Origin of the sequence: Klebsiella grimontii, assembly GCF_042137965.1 — a bacterium.
Taxonomy (GTDB): Bacteria; Pseudomonadota; Gammaproteobacteria; order Enterobacterales; family Enterobacteriaceae; genus Klebsiella; species Klebsiella grimontii.
In genome coordinates this window covers 3,055,575-3,075,657 of record NZ_CP169721.1, presented here as the reverse complement: position 1 = coordinate 3,075,657, position 20,083 = coordinate 3,055,575, and the positions used below count along the sequence as shown (strand labels likewise).

At 59.6% G+C, this 20,083-nt stretch carries 18 protein-coding genes; 8 read left to right on the top strand and 10 right to left on the bottom strand.

Going from position 1 to position 20,083, the window contains the following annotated elements:
• Genes ACE3MN_RS14505 through ACE3MN_RS14490 form a run of 4 tightly spaced genes read left to right on the top strand, consistent with a single transcriptional unit; the run spans position 1 to position 3,107 of the window.
• The gene (locus ACE3MN_RS14505; RefSeq protein ID WP_004139129.1) at positions 1-435 is read left to right on the top strand and encodes a RidA family protein; all 435 of its coding nucleotides are present in this window, start codon (positions 1-3) and stop codon (positions 433-435) included.
• On the top strand, positions 432-1,106 hold the full coding sequence (locus tag ACE3MN_RS14500) for a DUF1028 domain-containing protein (RefSeq protein ID WP_049090308.1): 675 nt from the start codon (positions 432-434) through the stop codon (positions 1,104-1,106). The genes ACE3MN_RS14505 and ACE3MN_RS14500 overlap by 4 nt, the downstream gene beginning before the upstream one ends.
• Positions 1,099-2,268: an acetylornithine deacetylase gene (gene argE / locus ACE3MN_RS14495; protein ID WP_049090309.1), complete on the top strand. Its 1,170-nt coding sequence runs from the start codon at positions 1,099-1,101 to the stop codon at positions 2,266-2,268. Before ACE3MN_RS14500 ends, argE begins: the two co-directional genes overlap by 8 nt.
• A 23-nt stretch (positions 2,269-2,291) precedes the next feature.
• Positions 2,292-3,107 carry a phytanoyl-CoA dioxygenase family protein gene (locus tag ACE3MN_RS14490; RefSeq protein WP_102650183.1) on the top strand — a complete coding sequence of 272 codons (816 nt, stop codon included), beginning with the start codon at positions 2,292-2,294 and terminating at the stop codon, positions 3,105-3,107.
• Between the two features lie 159 nt (positions 3,108-3,266).
• Here ACE3MN_RS14490 and ACE3MN_RS14485 read toward each other — a convergent pair whose 3' ends face one another.
• The 4 genes from ACE3MN_RS14485 to ACE3MN_RS14470 form a co-directional block, all read right to left on the bottom strand.
• Positions 3,267-3,803, bottom strand: a complete 537-nt coding sequence (locus tag ACE3MN_RS14485) for a dihydrofolate reductase family protein (RefSeq protein ID WP_004139122.1) — start codon at positions 3,801-3,803, stop codon at positions 3,267-3,269.
• A gap of 114 nt (positions 3,804-3,917) precedes the next feature.
• On the bottom strand, positions 3,918-4,781 hold the full coding sequence (locus tag ACE3MN_RS14480; protein ID WP_102650184.1) for an HlyD family secretion protein: 864 nt from the start codon (positions 4,779-4,781) through the stop codon (positions 3,918-3,920).
• Positions 4,778-4,993, bottom strand: a complete 216-nt coding sequence (locus ACE3MN_RS14475) for a DUF1656 domain-containing protein (protein ID WP_004121021.1) — start codon at positions 4,991-4,993, stop codon at positions 4,778-4,780. Before ACE3MN_RS14475 ends, ACE3MN_RS14480 begins: the two co-directional genes overlap by 4 nt.
• A complete protein-coding gene (locus tag ACE3MN_RS14470; protein ID WP_049087393.1) occupies positions 4,983-7,022 on the bottom strand; it encodes an FUSC family protein in 2,040 nt (679 codons plus the stop codon). Before ACE3MN_RS14470 ends, ACE3MN_RS14475 begins: the two co-directional genes overlap by 11 nt.
• Positions 7,023-7,099: 77 nt before the next feature.
• On the opposite strand from ACE3MN_RS14470, the gene ACE3MN_RS14465 reads away from it, so the two are divergent.
• Entirely contained in the window at positions 7,100-7,921 is an 822-nt protein-coding gene (locus ACE3MN_RS14465; protein ID WP_049087392.1) for a helix-turn-helix domain-containing protein, read from the top strand.
• A 57-nt stretch (positions 7,922-7,978) separates the two neighbouring features.
• Here ACE3MN_RS14465 and ACE3MN_RS14460 read toward each other — a convergent pair whose 3' ends face one another.
• Complete coding sequence (locus tag ACE3MN_RS14460; RefSeq protein ID WP_024358325.1) at positions 7,979-8,374, bottom strand: helix-turn-helix domain-containing protein; 396 nt, start codon at positions 8,372-8,374, stop codon at positions 7,979-7,981.
• A gap of 334 nt (positions 8,375-8,708) precedes the next feature.
• Between ACE3MN_RS14460 and ACE3MN_RS14455 the strand changes: the two genes are divergently transcribed.
• Both ACE3MN_RS14455 and oqxB read left to right on the top strand, forming a co-directional pair.
• The gene (locus tag ACE3MN_RS14455; protein ID WP_049086395.1) at positions 8,709-9,884 is read left to right on the top strand and encodes an efflux RND transporter periplasmic adaptor subunit; all 1,176 of its coding nucleotides are present in this window, start codon (positions 8,709-8,711) and stop codon (positions 9,882-9,884) included.
• A gap of 23 nt (positions 9,885-9,907) precedes the next feature.
• Positions 9,908-13,060 (top strand): multidrug efflux RND transporter permease subunit OqxB, encoded by a 3,153-nt coding sequence (gene oqxB / locus ACE3MN_RS14450; RefSeq protein WP_375364084.1) that lies wholly within the window; start codon positions 9,908-9,910, stop codon positions 13,058-13,060.
• A gap of 64 nt (positions 13,061-13,124) precedes the next feature.
• On the opposite strand, the gene ACE3MN_RS14445 is transcribed toward oqxB, so the two are convergent.
• Both ACE3MN_RS14445 and ACE3MN_RS14440 read right to left on the bottom strand, forming a co-directional pair.
• Complete coding sequence (locus ACE3MN_RS14445) at positions 13,125-13,604, bottom strand: RrF2 family transcriptional regulator (RefSeq protein WP_004121015.1); 480 nt, start codon at positions 13,602-13,604, stop codon at positions 13,125-13,127.
• A 239-nt stretch (positions 13,605-13,843) separates the two neighbouring features.
• A complete protein-coding gene (locus ACE3MN_RS14440) occupies positions 13,844-14,713 on the bottom strand; it encodes a LysR family transcriptional regulator (RefSeq protein WP_049131852.1) in 870 nt (289 codons plus the stop codon).
• 111 nt (positions 14,714-14,824) lie between these two features.
• On the opposite strand from ACE3MN_RS14440, the gene ACE3MN_RS14435 reads away from it, so the two are divergent.
• Positions 14,825-16,261: an MFS transporter gene (locus ACE3MN_RS14435; protein WP_154948788.1), complete on the top strand. Its 1,437-nt coding sequence runs from the start codon at positions 14,825-14,827 to the stop codon at positions 16,259-16,261.
• A 55-nt stretch (positions 16,262-16,316) separates the two neighbouring features.
• Here the strand turns inward: ACE3MN_RS14435 and gap are convergent, their stop codons facing one another.
• From gap to ACE3MN_RS14420, 3 genes are all read right to left on the bottom strand, one after another.
• Positions 16,317-17,327: a type I glyceraldehyde-3-phosphate dehydrogenase gene (gene gap / locus ACE3MN_RS14430; RefSeq protein WP_004139087.1), complete on the bottom strand. Its 1,011-nt coding sequence runs from the start codon at positions 17,325-17,327 to the stop codon at positions 16,317-16,319.
• Positions 17,328-17,405: 78 nt separating this feature from the next.
• The gene (locus tag ACE3MN_RS14425) at positions 17,406-18,386 is read right to left on the bottom strand and encodes a GlxA family transcriptional regulator (RefSeq protein ID WP_375364083.1); all 981 of its coding nucleotides are present in this window, start codon (positions 18,384-18,386) and stop codon (positions 17,406-17,408) included.
• A gap of 195 nt (positions 18,387-18,581) precedes the next feature.
• Positions 18,582-20,078, bottom strand: coding sequence for a PLP-dependent aminotransferase family protein (locus tag ACE3MN_RS14420; protein WP_375364082.1), 1,497 nt, complete (start codon positions 20,076-20,078; stop codon positions 18,582-18,584).
• Between the last annotated feature and the right edge of the window lie 5 nt (positions 20,079-20,083).

Sequence of the window (20,083 nt, the reverse complement as noted above, 5' to 3'; positions counted from 1 at the left end):
ATGCCAACCCATACCCGTATTCGGATGTTTAACACCAAAGAAACCTATCCCAATCAGACGCTCAATAACGATCTGTGCCAGGCGGTGCGCGCGGGAAATACCGTGTACGTTCGCGGCCAGGTGGGTACCGATTTTGACGGTAATTTGATCGGCCTGGGCGACCCGCGCGCCCAGGCGGAACAGGCGATGAAGAACGTTAAACAGCTGCTGGAAGAGGCCGGCAGCGATCTGACGCATATCGTGAAAACGACGACCTATCTGATCGACCCGCGCTACCGCGAACCGGTGTACCAGGAAGTGGGGAAATGGCTCAAAGGCGTGTTTCCCATTTCGACCGGCGTGGTGGTGTCGGCCCTCGCGCAGCCGCAGTGGCTGATGGAAATTGACGTCACGGCGGTGATCCCTGACGACTGGCATGCGCAGGAGGCACCATGACCCTTTCAATTTCCGCCCTGTGCCCGGAGTCGGGTCAACTGGGCATTGCGATTAGCTCATCCAGCATTGCGGTCGGCGCCCGCTGCCCGTGGCTGCTGGCGGGCGTTGGCGCGGTGTCCAGCCAGAACATCACGCTGCCCGCGCTCGGACCGCAGATCCTTGCCGGGCTTGAGGCGGGGCTCACGCCGCAGCAGGCCCTGACGCAGGCGCTGGGCGAAGACCGGTTTAGCGATTATCGCCAGGTGGCGGTCATCGACGCCAGCGGCGAGAGCGCCGTGTTCAGCGGCGAACATACGCTCGGCATCGGGCGAGTGGCGCAGGGTGAGAACTGCGTGGCGGCGGGGAATATGCTGGCCAGCCCGCAGGTGATTACCGCCATGACGACGGCGTTCGAAGCCGCCACCGGCGAACTGGCCAGCCGCCTGATTGCGGCTCTGCAGGCGGGCATCGATGCGGGCGGCGAAGCCGGGCCGGAGCACTCGGCGGCGCTGAAAGTGGTGGAGGATTACGCCTGGCCGGTGGTGGATTTACGCGTCGACTGGGCTGAGGATCGCCCGGTAGCGGCGCTGGAAGCGCTGTGGCTGGCCTATGAACCGCAGATGGAAGCGTACATCACCCGCGCGCTGGACCCGCGCGAAGCGCCGACCTACGGAGTGCCGGGCGATGAGTAACCGCCTGCGTGAGATCCTCGGGCAGCTGCTGGCGTTTGATACCACCAGCCGCGAGTCGAATCTGGCGCTGATTGCCTGGATCGGCGACTTTCTGCGCGCGCGCGGCGTGACGTCGCAGCTGTTTTATGACGACGAAGGTCGCAAGGCGAACCTCTATGCCCGCCTTGGGCCATCCGGCCCCGGCGGGGTGATGCTCTCCGGTCATACTGACGTGGTGCCGGTGGATGGCCAGGCGTGGACGGTGCCGCCGTTCGCCCTTACCGAACGCGACGGGCGCTACTACGGTCGCGGCAGCGCGGATATGAAAGGATTTATCGCCTGCGTGCTGGCGTCGCTGGAGGCGTTTCTGGCTGCGCCGCTGCGGATGCCGCTGCATCTGGCATTCTCTTATGATGAGGAAGTTGGCTGTCTGGGCGTGCGCAGCCTGGTGGATTTTCTCCGCGCCTCCGCCGAGAAACCGGCGCTGTGTATTATCGGCGAGCCGACCGACATGCGCCCAGTCTATGGGCATAAAGGCAAGCTCGCGGTGCGCTGTCGCGTGGAAGGCCACGCCTGCCATTCGGCCTACGCCCCGCAAGGGGTTAACGCGATTAGCTACGCGGCGAAGCTGATTTACCGGCTGGATGCGCTGGGCGAAAGCTTTTCGCAGCACCTGGACCGCCGGTTCTCGCCGCCGTCAGGCACGCTGCAGGTGGGGACGATCCGCGGCGGCGAGGCGCTGAATATCGTTCCGCAATCCTGCTGGTTCGACTTTGAAATTCGCTATTTACCCGGTACCCGTCCGCAGGTGGTCACCGACGCCCTGGGCGATTATGCCCGCGAGCAGCTGCTTCCGGCGATGCGCAAGGTGGCGCAGTGCAGCGACATTCATTTCCAGACGCTGAGCCACTATCCAGGTCTGCTGAGCGACCCGCAGTCAGCGTTCGCCCGCTGGCTGGCGCAGTGGTGCGGCAGCGATGATTTCACCACCGTCGCCTACGGCACCGAAGGCGGCCTGTTTGACGAGGCGGGCGTCGCGACGCTTATCTGCGGGCCGGGCAGCATGGCGCAGGGCCATAGGGCGGACGAATATATCAGCATCCCCCAGACGGAACGCTGTCTGGCCATGCTGGATAACCTTTGCGCCTGGATGCGCGCCGATCCCTCCGATTCACTTCGCTGATTTATCAACACAGGATGGCGACTATGCAAAACCCGTACTCCCCGCTTATTGATCAACAGACCGTCGACCGCTGGCAGACCGACGGCGTCGTGCTACTCAAAGGCGTGTTCACGCCGTGGATAGACAGCCTGTCGCGCGGCGTCGCCGCGCTGATGGCGAACCCCAGCGAATATGGCCATGCGCGAACGGTAATCCCGGAAGACGGTTCGGCGCCGTTTTTTCAGGACTATTGCAACTGGCAACGAATCCCGGAATTTCGCGATTTCGTTTTTCAGTCGCCGGCGGCGGAGATCGCCGCGGTGCTGATGGGGTCGCAGACGGCGAAGTTTTTCCACGAGCACACGCTGGTGAAACAGCCCGGCGGCAGTACGGTGACGCCATGGCACCACGATCAGCCCTATTACTGCGTGGAAGGGCGGCAGAACGTGAGCCTGTGGATCCCGCTCGATCCGGTAGCGGAGGAGATTTCGCTGCGCTGCATTCGCGGTTCCCATCGCTGGGACGAGGAGTTCAGCCCAACGCGGTTTAACGGTTCAAAGCTCTATTCCCACTCGCGTTTTAAAGAGCTGCCGGATATCGATGCCCATCAGGAGGATTACGATATCGTTAGCTGGGCGCTGGAACCGGGCGATGCGGTCGCTTTTCATTTCCGCACGCTGCATGGCGCCAGGGGTAATTCAAGCACCCGCGCGCGGCGGGTATTTTCCGCCCGTTGGGTAGGGGATGATGCGACATTCGCCGACCGCGGCGGCGTGACCTCGCCGCCGTTTCCGGGGCTTAAGCTTCGCGACGGAGAGCCGCTTGTCGCCGATGAGTTTCCGCTGGTCTGGCCGCGGTAGCGGGCCCAGACCACGTTGCGGATAGCGGTTTTCACTCACTGACTGAGGGGATTGAAGCCCATTCCCTCTTTTATTTTTTCAACATTCGCTCTGGGTGTCAGTTTTTCTATTAAAGTCACTGCCAGATTGAGAGCGGTCGCCGCTATGTTGATATACAGTTTATGACGTCAGCCGATAGTGCGACTGCACCAGTCCCGAAGGAAAGCTACGGCTTGATAACAGAGTCAAATCGATATCCCTGGTCAGGGAACCGAACAGCGGTTTTCCCGAACCGAGCAGGACAGGAACGGTAGTGATAATCATATCGGCGACCAGCCCTTCGCGCAGGAACGACTGTATTACTTTCCCGCCATCTATATACACGCGATGCGCGTTCTGTACCGTCAGGTCAGCAAGCACTTCCCCTGGCGTGCGGCTTGAGAACTGCACTTTGTCCTTCAACGCCTCGGGCACGGCGGTCGCGGTTAGCTGTCGGGAGAGAACCAGCACGGGGCGATCGTAAGGCCACTGGTCAAAGGTCAGCGCCTTCTCATAGCTGCCCCGACCCATAACGATCCAATCTTTGTCCGCGATGAATGCGGCATAGCCGTGATCTTCTGTCGGGTCATCGCGCTGCAACAGCCAGTCGATATCGTCATCCTGTCGGGCGATATAACCATCAAGGCTGACCGCGATAAAAACATGTGTGGTGACCATCAAGTGCTCCGTATTCAGGTTGTCTATATCCCATTGAGTTTAGGGATGTTAGCGATAATGACCTACTCCCTGTAGGAAAACGTAGCATAAGAGCCGCAACGTGCCCTTAGTGGATTAAGGCACAATGGAAACGCTGGCGGATAACCCTGCCACCAGCTCAATCCCCTCTGGTATCTTATCTAGCTGGATACGGACGGGGACACGCTGCGCAAGCCGCACCCAGCTGAAGGTGGGATTGACATCCGGCAGTCCCAGCCCGCCCGTCGCGTCATTGTTATCGTCGATCCCCCGGCCGATACTCTCCACATGCCCGGTAATGAGCGGGTCAAACCCCATCAGCGAAATGCGCGCGGCGCTGCCGATGCGAATATGACGCAGCTTGGTCTCTTCAAAATAGCCCACCACCCAGAAACTGTGCGCATCGACCACGGCGACTTTTGTCTCTCCCGCCGTGGCGTAATCGCCGGGGCGAAGCCGAAGATGCGTGACGTAGCCGGCAGCCGGTGCGCGCACCGTCGCATGGGATAAATTCAGCTGCGCCAGTTCCAGCGCCGCCAGCGCCCCCTGGTAATTGGCCGCCGCGACGCGCGCTGCGCTGCCTGTTTGCTGGATGTCCTCGCTGGAAATGACCCCTTTGATAAGGGCGCGTCGCCTGGCCGCATCCTGGCGCATCACCATCTCATGACGCTTTGCCTCGACGTCGGCCTGCGCGCTGAGCACCGCCAGCTTTAGCCAGCGCGGGTCGATGGCGTAAAGTACATCGCCACGGTTAACCCACTGATTATCCCGCACCGCTACGCTGGTTACCGGCCCGGAAACGTCCGGCGCAATCTGCACCACATCTGCCCGAACGCGGCCATCGCGCGTCCAGGGCGTCTGCGCATACTGTTTCCAGAAAATAAACGCCACGAAAGCCGCCACCGCCACTGCGATTAACGTCAGCGCGTAACGGCCGAGCAAAGAGAGTAAAGATTTCATGCGAATAACCCCAGTGTGGTCAGGCCCTGCAACAGCAGGAAAAAGGTCACGATATAGGTTGAGACATCAAGCAGCGGGCGTAAGGGCAGGCGGCGGTACAGCCTGCTGACAGAGAAAAGCGGCACGAGTAACAGCGTACAGACCAGGGCAATGAGCGCGGTCAGCAGCAGTCCGGGGATAAAAACCCCTCCGATATTGATGTCATTGATCATGCGTCGGTTCCTCGTTCTGCGCCCGTAACGCGCAGTGCAGATCGACCAGCCTGTCGACAAACTGGCGTGAATGTTCATCCGTCGCGGGCAAGCAGCGCTCCGTCATGGCGGCAATGCGCTCGCGTAAGGCTTCGGTCTCCGTTGTGCGGGTAAGGGGATAAAGCACCTCGTGGATATCGCTGCCGGCGGGCGTTTCGCAGCGGCGCAGGCGCATCACGCAGAGGCCAAGGCGCAGAAAGCGCAGCAGGTGTTCAAGCGCCCGCGCGGATGACCGCCCGCTGCGCGGCAAGCGCGGCAGCAGCAGGGCGGCCCGGTCGATCATCAGATTGGTCCAGTGCGTTTCATCGCCTCTAAACGCGTCGTTCACGCTGCGGCGAATATCGCGTTGGCACAGTTTCAGCAGACGGTTTATCGCCACGTCCGCCTGCACGGTTTGCAGCAGACTCATGCCGATAACCGCAAAGCCGGTCGCCAAAAACAGGGCGATCGCGGTGTTGGCCGCCTCGGCAAAGTCGCCGCTGTAGCGCGCGCCCAGCTCGCAGAGCACAGGTAGCGTCAGGGTGATCCCCATCGCCATAAAGGTGGTGGGGGGCCGCGCCTGTAGCGATCCGGCAAGCAGATAGGCCGGGGCAAGCGCCGCCGCCAGTACGGGGAAGTCGCTGAGCGGAGGAAGCAGGGCGAAGCTATAGAGCAGGCTTATTACGACGCCCCAGAAAGAGCCGATAATGTATTTCACAATATGCGGAGCCGGGGTGTCGAAACTGCCAAACAGCGTGCAGCAAACCCCCAGAATCGACACCGCCGTGCCGCCATCCGGCCAGGCGGAATAAATCCATGCCAGACAGCCGCTCAGGATGATGACAAACGCGCCCAGCGCCGTTCGGGCGGCACTGAGGGGATCGCGATGGAAAACGTATCCTTTCGCCGCACGGTCTTCCGCCTGCATTGTTGCGGGTCTGGCGTGATGGATGGCCTCCGAAAGTCGCCCACACTGCTGCAGGAGGGCAATCGACTCAGCGAGGTAGCGTAAGAAATTCACCTGCAGCGCATCTTCAAAGGTCAGCGCCTGCGCGGCGTACCGCTGCGCTAACCGCTCGCCGCGTTGCTGTAGCGCATCGGCTGCGCTGTTGCATTTTCCGCTATCGTCGCAGGTCAGCCAGGCCTGAACATCATTCAGCAACGTCCGCGTATCAGCGGGCATCAGCGCGATCGCCTGCAAACGATCGCGTAATTCAACATTGACAATGACTAACCGCGCCAGCCGGTCATGGAGCGCTTTCCTGGCCTGGCGGACCGGTACCGAAAGAGCGAAATCATACGGGATGTGGTGGCTGATGCCCTGCAGAAACTGCAGCGCCAGCGCCAGATGCAGCGGTTCTGACTGTGCGTCGGACTTGCCTGCCAGCGTGTCGGCAATCCGCTGCCGCGCGGCCCCAAGCGTCTGCGCTAATTTGCTGTTGAACAACCCTGATATCCGGGTAGGCAGAATGTAGCGGTGAATCAGCGCGGCGCAGACGATACCGATCGCGATCTCCTGTACCCGGATGATGGCGATGTTAAACACCGTGCCTGGGTCGGCGACGGCGGGAAAACCAATCAGGCTTGCGGTGTAACCGGCCAGCACAAAAGCATAGGCGCGAGGCGTGCGTTCAAGCAGGGACAAATAGAGGCAGAAGGTGATCCAGCCTGTCAGCATCACGCTGCATAAAATCGGCGTATTCACAAACGTGGGCACAATCAACACCGTGGCCCCCGCGCCGGCCACGGTACCCGCCAGGCGATAGAGGCTCCTGCTCAGGGAGGCGCCCACCGAGGTTTGCGACACGATATAGACGGTAATGATGGCCCACGAGGGGCGTTCAAGGCCAATCGCCAGGGCGAGGTAATAGGCGAGCATCGCGGCGGCAAAACTCCTGACCGAATAGAGCAGGGCATGGGCGTCGCTTAGCAGCGCGGGCGTGGCCATGCGGCCTGGCCAACGGCTTATCGCGTGCAAAAAATGGCTGTGAGGGGAAGTTAATTTATTCATGGCGGGAATTATTCCCGCTTTGCGTACGTCCTTAAATACCCTATTCTGTCAAAAAATACCTAAATGTTGCCAATGAGATGCCATCCAGACTCGCCCATACCCTGTTTGATCCCGATAGTACGCCGAGCCCGGCCGTCGCGCGGCATATCGATTTCGTTGATTACGCGGCAGAAGTGCCGGTTCATACTCACCGCAAAGGCCAGCTGATCGTGGCCCTGTACGGGGCGGTGATTTGTCGCGCGGAAAATGATATCTGGATAGTGCCGCCAGACTGCGCGGTGTGGATCCCCGGCGGGATCCCGCATAGCGCCAAAGCGACCTGGAATGCGCATCTCAACTATTTGTTTATTGAACCCGGCGCCGCCGCGCTGCCGGAGAAATGCTGCACCCTGGCGATTTCGCCGCTGATTAAAGAGCTCGTCGACCGCTTAACGAATGAGGAGGTTGATTACCCGGCGGAGAGCCACGTCGGCCGATTGATCAGAGTGACGCTCGATGAACTTGCCGCCATGCCGCAGCAGAAATTAAGCCTGCCGGTTTCGGCGCACCCTAAGATCCGCGCCATGGCGGATGCGCTGGTCAGCCACCCGGAGGATCGCAGCACCTTTAAAGTTTGGGCAAAACGGCTGGCGCTCAGCGAGCGCTCATTAGCCCGCCTGATGCTGCGTGAAACCGGGCTGACCTTCGGGCGATGGCGTCAGCAGCTGCATTTGATTATTGCCCTTCGGGAGCTGGCAAGCGGGGTATCGGTGCAAAACGTGGCGGCTAATCTGGGCTATGAGTCGGTCAACGCGTTTATCACTATGTTCAGAAAAACGATGGGCAGCACGCCCGCGCACTACTTTGCCGGTCGAAGAGCGGCAGAGCCCGCAGTGACGCCCATCTTTGATAAGGCGTGAGGCAAAGCTGGCAGTAAGCCGCCAGCCAAAATGTTCGGGGTAGGGACTGCAACGGGGTTAACGCTGCGAGCGTAAACCTTTTTCCGATAAGGGCGCTGATTGCTGGCGTAACCCCTGCGTTTGCGCGCAGCCGATGCTGCGACGCCATGCGCCGGGCGCCTGGCCAAACTGACGCTTGAAGCTGCGGTTGAAGGACTGCTGGGAGTCAAAGCCCAGGGCAATCGCCACGTTCAAAATCGGTTCGTCGCTTTGGGCTAAACGCTCAACCGATTTTTGCAGCTTTTGCGCGCGAATATACTCGGCGAGAGGATAGCCGGTATGCTCTTTGAATATCCGCTGCAGGTGCCATTTGGAATAGCCGGCTCGCCTGGAGACGGTGTCAATGTCCAGACGGCTATCAAGATTGTTGTCGATCCAGCCGAGTAAATCGTGAATGAATGCGCCAGTGTTCATCTTGTCTCCTCCACGCAGCGTCTTAAAGAGCATCTTTATCTGTTGCATTTAAAGGTGGCCCGTTTTTGAATTAATTGCAAGTTTTATTGTTGCATTTAAATCCCCGGTGAAAACGCGCCTTTTTCCAGTGCCAGGAATAGCACATAAAGTGCAACAATTATTCTTGCACTAAATTTAGCGCCTTCCTACAATCGCCGCGATAGTGTATTCGCAATTGTTACAGTTTTGTGGCGATGAACGTCACAAATGGCCTTAAGCCAGCCCGGACAAAGGAAGTGGCGCGGCGTCTTCCGCTGCGTCTTGCCCGGCGGCTACCAATACCGGAATAAAAATAATGAGCCTGCAAAAAACCTGGGGTAACTTTCATCTGACTGTGCCGGGCGTGATGTTACTCTCCGCGCTCCTCGTCGGATGCGATGAGGGAGTCGCGCAAAACGCCGCGCCGCAAGCGCCCGCGGTCAGCGCCGCTGACGTGGTCGTTAAATCCATCAGTCAGTGGGATAGCTTTAACGGTCGGATTGAAGCGGTGGAAAGCGTTCAGCTCCGTCCCCGCGTCTCCGGCTACATTGATAAAGTGAATTACACCGACGGTCAGGAGGTGAAAAAGGGCGAGGTGCTGTTCACTATCGATGACAGAACCTATCGCGCCGCGCTGGAACAGGCGCAGGCGACGCTGGCGAGAGCCAAAACCCAGGCCAGCCTGGCGCGAAGCGAGGCTAACCGTACCGATAAATTAGTCAATACCAACCTGGTTTCCCGCGAAGAGTGGGAGCAGCGCCGTGCGGCGGCCACCCAGGCGCAGGCCGACATCCGCGCCGCGCAGGCGGCGGTCGACGCCGCGCAGCTTAACCTGGATTTCACCAAAGTGACCGCGCCTATCGATGGCCGCGCCAGCCGCGCGTTGATCACCAGCGGTAACCTGGTCACCGCCGGCGACAGCGCCAGCGTACTGACCACGCTGGTATCGCAGAAGACGGTTTACGTCTACTTTGACGTGGACGAGTCGACCTACCTTCACTATCAAAATCTCGCCCGCAGCGGGCAGGGCGCGTCGAGCAATCACCTGGCGCTCCCGGTGGAGATTGGCCTTGTTGGCGAAGAGGGCTACCCCCATCAGGGTAAAGTGGATTTTCTGGATAATCAGTTAACGCCGAGCACCGGTACGATCCGGATGCGCGCGCTGCTGGATAACGCCCAGCGTCAGTTCACGCCGGGGCTTTTTGCCCGCGTCCGCCTGCCGGGCAGTGCCGAGTTCAACGCCACGCTTATCGATGACAAAGCGGTGTTGACCGATCAGGATCGTAAATATGTTTATGTCGTTGATAAAGAGGGTAAAGCGCAGCGTCGCGATATTACGCCGGGGCGTCTGGCGGACGGTCTGCGTATCGTGCAGCAGGGGCTGAAACCTGGCGATAAAGTCATCGTCGATGGTTTACAAAAAGTGTTTATGCCGGGGATGCCGGTTAACGCGAAAACCGTGGCCATGACCGCCAGCACCGCCCTTAACTGATCCCTTATCTGAGAATCCGACCCATGGACTTTTCCCGCTTTTTTATCGACAGGCCGATTTTCGCCGCGGTGCTGTCGATTCTGATTTTTATCACCGGATTAATCGCCATCCCGCTGCTGCCGGTCAGCGAATATCCTGACGTCGTGCCGCCCAGCGTGCAGGTGCGCGCGGAGTATCCTGGCGCCAACCCGAAAGTGATCGCTGAGACCGTGGCGACGCCGCTGGAAGAGGCGATCAACGGCGTTGAAAACATGATGTACATGAAATCCGTCGCTGGCTCCGACGGCGTGCTGGTGACCACCGTCACCTTCCGTCCGGGTACCGACCCGGATCAGGCGCAGGTCCAGGTGCAAAACCGGGTATCGCAGGCCGAAGCGCGTCTGCCGGAAGATGTGCGGCGTTTAGGGATTACCACCCAGAAACAGTCGCCGACGCTGACGCTGGTGGTACATCTGTTTTCGCCCGGCGGTAAATACGACTCTCTGTATATGCGTAACTACGCCACGCTAAAAGTGAAAGATGAGCTGGCGCGCCTGCCCGGCGTCGGCCAAATTCAGATTTTTGGCTCGGGCGAATACGCGATGCGCGTCTGGCTCGATCCCAATAAAGTGGCGGCGCGCGGGCTGACCGCCTCGGATGTGGTGACGGCGATGCAGGAGCAAAACGTCCAGGTTTCTGCCGGGCAGCTTGGCGCCGAGCCGCTGCCGAAAGAGAGCGATTTCCTGATCTCCATTAACGCCCAGGGGCGCCTGCACACCGAAGAAGAGTTTGGCAATATTATTCTCAAAACGGCGCAGGACGGCTCGCTGGTGCGCCTGCGCGACGTGGCGCGTATCGAAATGGGCTCCGGCAGCTATGCGCTGCGTTCCCAGTTGAACAACAAAGACGCGGTCGGGATTGGTATCTTCCAGTCGCCGGGGGCGAACGCGATCGATCTCTCGAACGCGGTGCGCGCCAAAATGGACGAGCTGTCGAAGCGTTTCCCGCAGGATATGCAATGGGCGGCGCCTTACGATCCGACGGTGTTTGTTCGCGACTCCATTCGCGCGGTCGTGCAAACGCTGCTGGAAGCGGTGGTGCTGGTGGTGCTGGTGGTGATCCTGTTCCTGCAAACCTGGCGCGCGTCGATTATTCCGCTGATCGCGGTGCCGGTCTCGGTGGTGGGGACCTTCAGCATTCTTTATCTGCTGGGCTTCTCGTTGAACACCCTGAGCCTGTTCGGGCTGGTACTGGCTATCGGCATCGTGGTGGATGACGCCATCGTCGTGGTGGAAAACGTCGAGCGAAATATCGAGGAGGGGCTGGCTCCGCTTGCCGCGGCGCATCAGGCGATGCGTGAAGTGTCCGGGCCGATCATCGCCATTGCGCTGGTGCTGTGCGCGGTGTTCGTGCCGATGGCGTTTCTCTCGGGCGTGACCGGTCAGTTCTACAAACAGTTTGCGGTAACGATCGCGATTTCCACGGTGATTTCGGCCATCAACTCGCTGACGCTCTCTCCGACGCTGGCCGCGCTGCTGTTGAAGCCGCACGGCGCGCCGAAGGACTTCCCGACCCGGCTTATCGATCGTCTGTTCGGCTGGATTTTCCGTCCGTTTAACCGCTTTTTCCACCGCAGCTCGAACGGCTATCAGGGGTTGGTGGGCAAAACGCTTGGACGACGCGGAGCGGTGTTTGCGGTGTATCTGCTGCTGCTCTGCGCCGCGGGCGTCATGTTTAAAATCGTCCCCGGCGGGTTTATTCCGACCCAGGATAAGCTGTACTTAATCGGCGGCGTGAAAATGCCGGAAGGTTCTTCGCTGGCGCGCACCGATGCGGTGATCCGCAAAATGAGCGAAATCGGGATGAATACCGAAGGCGTGGACTATGCGGTCGCGTTCCCGGGGCTCAACGCGCTGCAGTTTACCAACACGCCGAATACCGGGACGGTCTTCTTTGGCCTGAAGCCGTTCGACCAGCGTCATCATTCGGCGGCGGAAATTAACGCCGAGATTAACGCCAAAATCGCGCAAATCCAGCAGGGTTTTGGCTTCTCGATTTTGCCGCCGCCGATTTTAGGACTGGGTCAGGGTTCCGGCTATTCGCTGTATATTCAGGACCGCGCCGGCCTTGGCTACGGCGCGCTGCAAAGCGCGGTGAACGCGATGTCCGGTACGATTATGCAGACGCCGGGGATGCATTTCCCGATCTCAACCTACCAGGCTAACGTTCCGCAGCTGGATGTGCAGGTCGACAGGGATAAGGCGAAAGCGCAGGGCGTGTCGCTGACCGATCTGTTCGGTACGCTGCAAACCTATCTGGGCTCCTCTTATGTCAATGACTTTAACCAGTTCGGGCGTACCTGGCGCGTGATGGCGCAGGCCGACGGGCCGTTCCGCGAAAGCGTGGAAGATATTGCCAATTTGCGCACCCGCAATAATCAGGGCGAAATGGTGCCGATCGGTAGTATGGTGAATATCAGCACCACCTACGGACCGGACCCGGTGATTCGCTACAATGGTTATCCGGCGGCGGATCTGATCGGCGACGCCGACCCTCGCGTACTCTCTTCCTCGCAGGCGATGACGCAGCTTGACGAGATGTCTAAACAGATACTGCCGAACGGGATGAATATTGAATGGACGGACCTGAGCTTCCAGCAGGCCACCCAGGGCAATACGGCGCTGATCGTCTTCCCGGTGGCGGTACTGCTGGCATTCCTGGTGCTGGCGGCGCTGTATGAAAGCTGGACGCTGCCGCTGGCGGTGATCCTTATCGTACCGATGACGATGCTCTCCGCGCTGTTTGGCGTCTGGCTGACCGGCGGCGATAACAACGTGTTCGTGCAGGTGGGGCTGGTGGTGCTGATGGGGCTGGCCTGTAAAAACGCGATTCTGATCGTCGAGTTTGCCCGCGAGCTGGAAATGCAGGGGAAAGGGATCATGGAAGCGGCACTGGAAGCGTGCCGTCTGCGTTTACGCCCGATCGTGATGACCTCCATCGCCTTTATCGCCGGGACCATCCCGCTGATCCTCGGCCACGGCGCGGGCGCGGAGGTCCGCGGCGTCACCGGGATCACGGTGTTCTCGGGGATGCTGGGCGTGACGCTGTTTGGTCTGTTCCTGACCCCGGTGTTCTATGTGACGCTGCGTAAATTCGTCACACGCGGCAAAGCGGTAAAGGACGTTTCGCCAGCGTAGGGAGCGGCAGATAACAAAAAACCGCCTTCACAGTGAAGGCGGTTTTTTTTGCGCTGAAGGAAAATTAATGGGCTTCTTTATACTTGGCGATAAGTTCAGGCACCGGATCGCACCCGCTGGTATCGGCTTTTTTCACTTCTTCCAGCGCGCTTGCCACGGTGTGGCGCGCCAGTACCTGTAGTGAAGCCTGCTCCGCTTCATCGGCGATAGATTTGAAGTACCAGCATGCGTTCGCGCTGACCACGCAGCGGGCAGGGACGTCAGGACGCGACGCCCACAGCTTTTTATCTTCGATGACGGAGACGTAGATATCGCGCAGGGTGATCTCTTCCGCCGGGCGGCCAAGATGAATAGAGCCGTTGCGGCCAAGGGTAGAGACGATAATGCCGTCACGGGTGAGAGGAACCATGAGTTTGCGGATAAAGCTCGGGTTCGCTTCCAGACCGTAGGCCAGAATCGCACTCGTTGAGCGTTCACCCAACTGCTCCGCCATTGCTACGCTGAGAACCATCTGCAAAGCTGTCGGGAAGCGGTAATCTAACATTTTCTTATCCTGGGTAGCGGTGAATCTTGTTCTTTTTGGCACCGCAGAGGTGAGTAAGCAATAAACAAACAATATACCAAATACGGTAATTTTTTTGAAGCAATCTGCGCTATGCCTGCGACTTAAAAAAGCGTTTCCGACCTGTACTGGAGGTTGGCGTCGCCTCCTTCCTGTCCCGGCCAAGGCGGTAAATAATGAAGAGGGAAGAGGGGGATGATGCGAACCGAACGTGGTGCTGTTCAGGTGCCGGCCGCAACAGGATCGGCAAGCATGGCATCGACGATATCCAGCATTGCCCGCAGGCGATCCATATGTCGGAGATCAGAGTGATACCCGACCCATATATCTTTTGATGGCGGTGGCGTCGGCGTGCCAATGCGCTGCAATCCGGAGAGGGCATCGCCAAGAGGCTGCGGTAGCACGGCCATCCCCATTCCCCGCTGACACATCTGCGCCTGAACGGCCCGACTGGTACTGGTGAACACCCGCCGCGACAGGGGGAAGCCATCAAGCAGCCAGGCAACATCAGAAAAGTGAGATTGCGCCGTATTCATCAAAATAAGCCCCACGGCGGCCGGATCGTGCTGCACCGTCTGCGCGGTTTCCGCTGTTCCATACAGCGCATAGGGCATACTCATCAGGCGGCGCTGGACAATATCCGGTTCGGTAAAGGGGACGATGCGAAACGCGATGTCGGCATCGCGGCGCGACAAATTGAGCAAGCGGTAGCTTGCAATGACTTCCGGCACAATGGCCGGGTGGCGGCGCGTCAGCTCGACAAGCACCGGGGCCAGAACATAGTTAGCGAACCATTCTGCTGAAGATATCCTTAATATCCCTTCAAGACGTTCATGATTCCCCGCCAGGCGTCGTTCCATTGCCAGCGCGGAGTTTTCCATCGCCTCAGCCAGCTTAAGAACTCTGTCGCCGGCGTCCGTTAGCACCAGACCCTCCCTTGTACGGCGGAACAGCGCCTGCTGGGCTTCATCTTCCAGCGCTTTTATCCTGCGTCCTACCGTCGGATGACTCACGCCAAGGCTTCGCGCTGCCTCACCGAAGGAGCCTTGACGAAGGACTGCAAGAAATACCCGGACGTCTCCCCATTCCATTTCATGGTCTCACCGTTCAAAAATGAACATCAAATATACAAAAGTGTCAGTTCCAAAACAACTTTGTAGGTATCACTATTACCTCCTCGACCTAACCCTATGGAGTGTTCTATGTCGACCCATCGCATCACGCAAGCTGAGCCGCGCCGCTGGGCCATGTTCGTCATTTTGCTGGTCGGCGCGTTTTTGCCGCCGCTCGATTTTTTTATCGTCAATGTTGCGCTGCCTGCCATCCAGAGCGAGCTGGGCGCCTCTTTCTCCGCCGAACAGCTGGTCATTTCATCCTATGCGGCTGTGTATGCTGTCACCCTCATTACCGGAGGCCGCCTGGGCGATATTTATGGCCGCGGCAGGATGTTTTTCCTTGGGCTTATCGGTTTTGCTGCTGCATCGTTATTGTGCGGTTTAGCCTGGTCACCGTGGGTGCTGATTATCGGACGCATTTTACAGGGTGCCACGGCTGCGATTATGGCCCCCCAGGCGCTGGCTTCCGTGCAGGCCATTTTCCCGGAAGCGGAAAAACCGTTCGCGCTGAGTCTGTATGGCGCAGTGTTTGGCCTGGCCTCCGTTATCGGCCAGGTATCAGGCGGCATTCTGATCTCAGCGAACCTGTTTGGCCTGGGATGGCGGACTATTTTTCTCGTTAACCTGCCGGTGGCGCTGCTGGTCATCCTCTTTGGCGTGCCGCTGCTGAAAGAGACGCGGGCGCAATCTACACAGCGGCTGGACCCCGTCGGCACGCTGCTGACAACCGTGATGCTGAGCGCGGTGATTGTGCCGTTGACTGAAGGCCGAGAGGCAGGGTGGCCGTGGTGGACGTGGCTTTCATTGCTTGCTTTCCCACTGCTGGCCCGATTGTTATGGCGCTATGAGGATCGGCTTAGCCAGCATGGCGGTTCGCCGCTACTTAATCCTGCCGTGTTGCGCGCGCCGGGACTGGGCCAGGGACTGGCGATCGTATTGCTGTTTTATTCCATCGGCGCCTTCTTTCTTTTATTTTCCATTTATCTACAAGGCGCGTTGCATTTGAACGCCCTGACCGCGGGCCTGATTTTTCTGCCCTTTGGCGTCGGCTTTCTGATCGGACCGTTGCTGACGCCTTATCTCAGGCGCTTGGTTGGCAATTACCTGAGCGCAATCGGGATGGGATGCGAGACCTTAGGGCTGGCAGGTCTTGCAGGGGTCATTGCCAATACGCCGACGGGCAGTTCTCCCGCCGCGTTGCCGCTCGCCCTATTGCTTTTTGTTACCGGTCTCGGCCAGGGGCTGGCGATGCCAACGCTGGTCAGAATGGTAACCGGTCGCGTTGCGCCGGCGTTTTCGGGAATGATTGCCGGCGTGACCAGCTCGGCGCTGCAGCTCAGCACGGCGCTGAGCGTCGCGGTGATTGGCGGCCTTTTTTACAGCTTGTTGGACAACGGGAAAAGCGCGGCGAATATCACCCAGGCTTTTATCGTCGCGCTGGCGGCGATGTCGCTCTGCCTTGCCGCGGGCGCCGGGTTAAGTTTCCGCCTTCTCCGGCGCTCTTCGGAATGGGACCGGCGATAGTGCTAAAAAAATCCACGCCGGGCGTGGATTTTAGAGGGGACGTGTGGGCAAGGAGCTAGCCTTCACGCTTTGCCATCAGCAGCGAAAGGTCGACGAGGCGATTGGAGAATCCCCACTCATTGTCGTACCACGCCAGAATTTTGACCATATTGCCGCCAATCACCAGCGTTGACAGACCATCGATAATGGAGGAACGCGGATCGCCCCGGTAGTCGCTTGAGACCAGCGGCTCATCGCTATAGCCGAGGATACCTTTCAGCGGCCCCGTCGCGGCGGCTTCACGAAACGCGTTATTGACCTCTTCAGCCGTGACATCCCGCTCGAGCGTTACGGTCAGATCGACAATCGACACCACCGGAACCGGTACGCGCAGCGAGTAACCGGTTAAGCGGCCGTCCAGCTCAGGGATAACTTTGCCAAGCGCCTTCGCGGCACCGCTGGAGTAGGGCACAATCGACAGCGCGGCGGCGCGGGCGCCACGGAGATCTTTTTCCGGCTGGTCGTGCAGCGCCTGGCTGTTGGTGTAGGCGTGGGTGGTGTTCATCAGGCCATGTTTAATACCGAAATGCTGGTGCAGCACCTGCGCGGCAGGCGCCAGGCCGTTGGTGGTGCAGCTACCGTTGCTGACCACGTAGTGCTTATCCGGTGAATAGAGGCCATCGTTAACACCCATCACGATGGTTAAATCCTCATTTTTACCGGGAGCGGAGATAATCACGCGCCTGGCGCCACCGCTGTGGATGTGTACCGCCGCCTTGTCGCGGTCAGTAAAGAAGCCTGTGGCCTCAATGACAATATCCACCTCGCTCTGACGCCACGGGATGCTCGCTGGGTCGCGTTCGCTGAAGACGGTAATGGTTTTTCCGTCAACCACAAGCTGCCCCTCACCGGCGGTGACGTCGGCGTCGAGTTTACCGAGCAGCGAGTCGTATTTCAGCAGATGGGCCAGCGTTTTACTGTCGGTCAGATCGTTGATGGCCACAATCTGAATCTCCGGGTTACCCTGGGCAGCACGCAGTACGTTGCGACCGATACGGCCAAAACCATTAATACCGACCTTTACCATGATCAACTCCTTAGTTGTTGTCTCTGAAGTTAATGTAGGCCGGTCGCTGGTTGGCGTAAATGACGGAAAAGGATCACTTTACGCCATTTTACGGCAATGAAAACGCTGGCGGTATTCACCCGGCGTCAGGTGAAGCTGTTTTTCAAACTGCCGTCGCAGGTTAATGCTGCTGCCAAATCCCGTTTGTTCGGCGATACGATCCAGCGTCTCGGCTGTCTGCTCCAGACGCTGCCGGGCCGCGGCCAGGCGGGCTTCGGCGACGTAGCGCGCCGGCGACGCGCCGGTTTCCCGGGTAAATACGCGGGTGAAATTACGTGGGCTCATGGCCACTTTTTCCGCCAGTTTTTCCACACAGAGGTCGGCGGTGAGGTTCTCAAGCACCCAGGCCAGCAGATCGTTTATGGGGCCCAGGGTACTGGTCTGCTGTAGGTTGTAGCGGCTAAACTGCAGCTGGCCTCCGGGACGGCGCAGGTACATGACGAAGTCCTGGGCGATATCGCGCGCCAGGCTGAAGCCGTAGTCCTCCTCAACCAGCGCTAGCGTCAGGTCAAAGCCGGAACTGACCCCGCCGGAGGTCCAGATATGCTCGTCCTGAATATAGAGCGGGCCGCCTTCCACGCGCACCTGAGGGAATTCCGCCTGCAGGGTTTCCAGCAGCTTCCAGTGGGTAGTGGCGCGTCTGCCGTCCAGTAACCCGGTTTGCGCCAGCAGCATCGCGCCGCCGCATATGGACGCAATGCGGCGGGCATGGGGGGCAGCCAGCCGCAGCCAGTCAACGACCGCGATCCCTTCCTGCGGGTTTTGACCTCTGCCGGTAATCATGATGGTATCAAGCGGCTCGCGGGGGTCTATCTCATGCAGGCGATGATCGGCCAGCAGATTTAAACCGGACTGACCATGGATCACCTGATGCGGCTGGGTTGTCGCGAGCTGCACCTGGTAACCGTTGCCCTTAGCGACTTCCGGGTGCAGGCGGTTGGCCTGCATCAGAATGTCGGCAATACCGGCGGATTCAAACAGCATGCCGCCATCGGGGACAATAATAAGTATCTTCTTCATGTCCTGAAAAGTAATCTTTTTACAGAATAAGTCAACAGAACCGATTGGCCTGGGCGAAGAGCGTTGACCAGAGGCTTGCTCAGCCAGAGAGCGGCAGGGCGCCGGGAAAACCCGGGGGAAATATCGCCATGAATAGCATACAGCCAGCCAGATTCTCGCCTGTCAGCGTTGATAATTCGACGGAAATGTCCGGCGTCAACGGCCCCCGACCAGTTCATGGCATAAGCTACCGAGCTGCTCCACGGCCTGCAAAAGCGCGGGCGTGGGTTCGTTCGCACCGTTCAGGCGCAGGTAGTTTTGCAGTTCAGCTGCGCCCGGGGAAAACAGCGGCCCCGGACTGACGCCAATACCCAGGGCGAGGGCGCGACGATGGACTTCCAGCGCATCGATCCCGGACGGCAGTTTGACCCAAATCAGAAAGCCGGCTTCGGGCGCCGCTACGCGCGTGCCCGGTGGGAAGCAGGCGTCAACCCTGGCGATAATGGCCCGCATACCTTCCGCAATCCGCAGCTTCAGGTGCCGCAGGTGCCGGTCATAATCTCCGCTGGCGAGGATCTCGTTCGCCGCGGCCTCTATCAGCGGCGCGCCCGCCCATTCCCCGGCCATGCGGGCCTGCAACACTGCCGGGTAATAGCGTCCGGCGGCAATCCAGCCAATTCGCCAGCCCGGCGCCAGGGTTTTCGACAGAGAACTGCAATAAATCACATTTCCGCCCTTGTCGAAGGCTTTACACGCGGGCGGACGCTGCGCACCACCGGCCAGATCGCCGTAGACATCGTCCTCAATTAAAGGGATGCCCTGATCGGCAAGCAGGGCCACCAGCGCCTGCTTGCGCGCGACGGGCATGCTGGCGCCCAGCGGATTTTGCACCGTGGGTGAGGCCAGAACGGCTGCCGGACGGTGGTGCTTAATGGCCTCTTTAAGCGGCGGCAGTAATAACCCTTTAATCGGGTCCGTGGGGATCTGTAACGCCTTCAGCCCCAGATCTTCCAGCAGCAGAAGCGTGCCGAAATAGGCGGGCTGCTCAATCGCCACCGCATCGCCCGGCTGGCATACCGCGCGGAGCGCCAGGCGTAGCGCCTGGGTTGCGCCTGCGGTGATGATAAGGTCATCGGCGCCAAAAAGGGCGCCCCACTGCGCCGCGCGGGCGGCAATCTTTCTGCGCAGGTCCGCTCTTCCCGGGGGCAGGCTGTAGCTCTGCCCGCGCGCATCAAGCCGACGACCGGCAGTGTGCAACGCCCGCTGCAAAGCCTCGACGGGAAGCCAGGCGGGATCGGGTAGCGCGGCGCCAAGCGGCACCAGACGCGCTTCAGCGCTACCGAACAACGAGCGGGCGATGGCGGACATGGTCACCGGCACCGGGCCGGATAAAGATGCTGCGCGCTGCCCGTCTTTGGCGGTGTTTATCTGGCGGACAAAGTAGCCTGAACGCGGTCGGGCGACGATCAGCCCCTCCGCCTCAAGATAACGCAGGGCTTCCAGCGCCGTGGGAAGGCTGACCTGCTCGCGCTCGGCCAGTTTGCGCGCGGAGATAATGCGATCGCCTGCCCGCAAAGCGCCTGAAGTAAGCGTCAGCCGCAGCATATCGGCTATTCGGCGGTAGTGGGGAATCGGCGGGAGAGGGTCGGACATCGTCATCTGTATAGTCTGATTTTTGATAAATCTGACTATACAGGCGTTGCGGGGCGCCATCTATA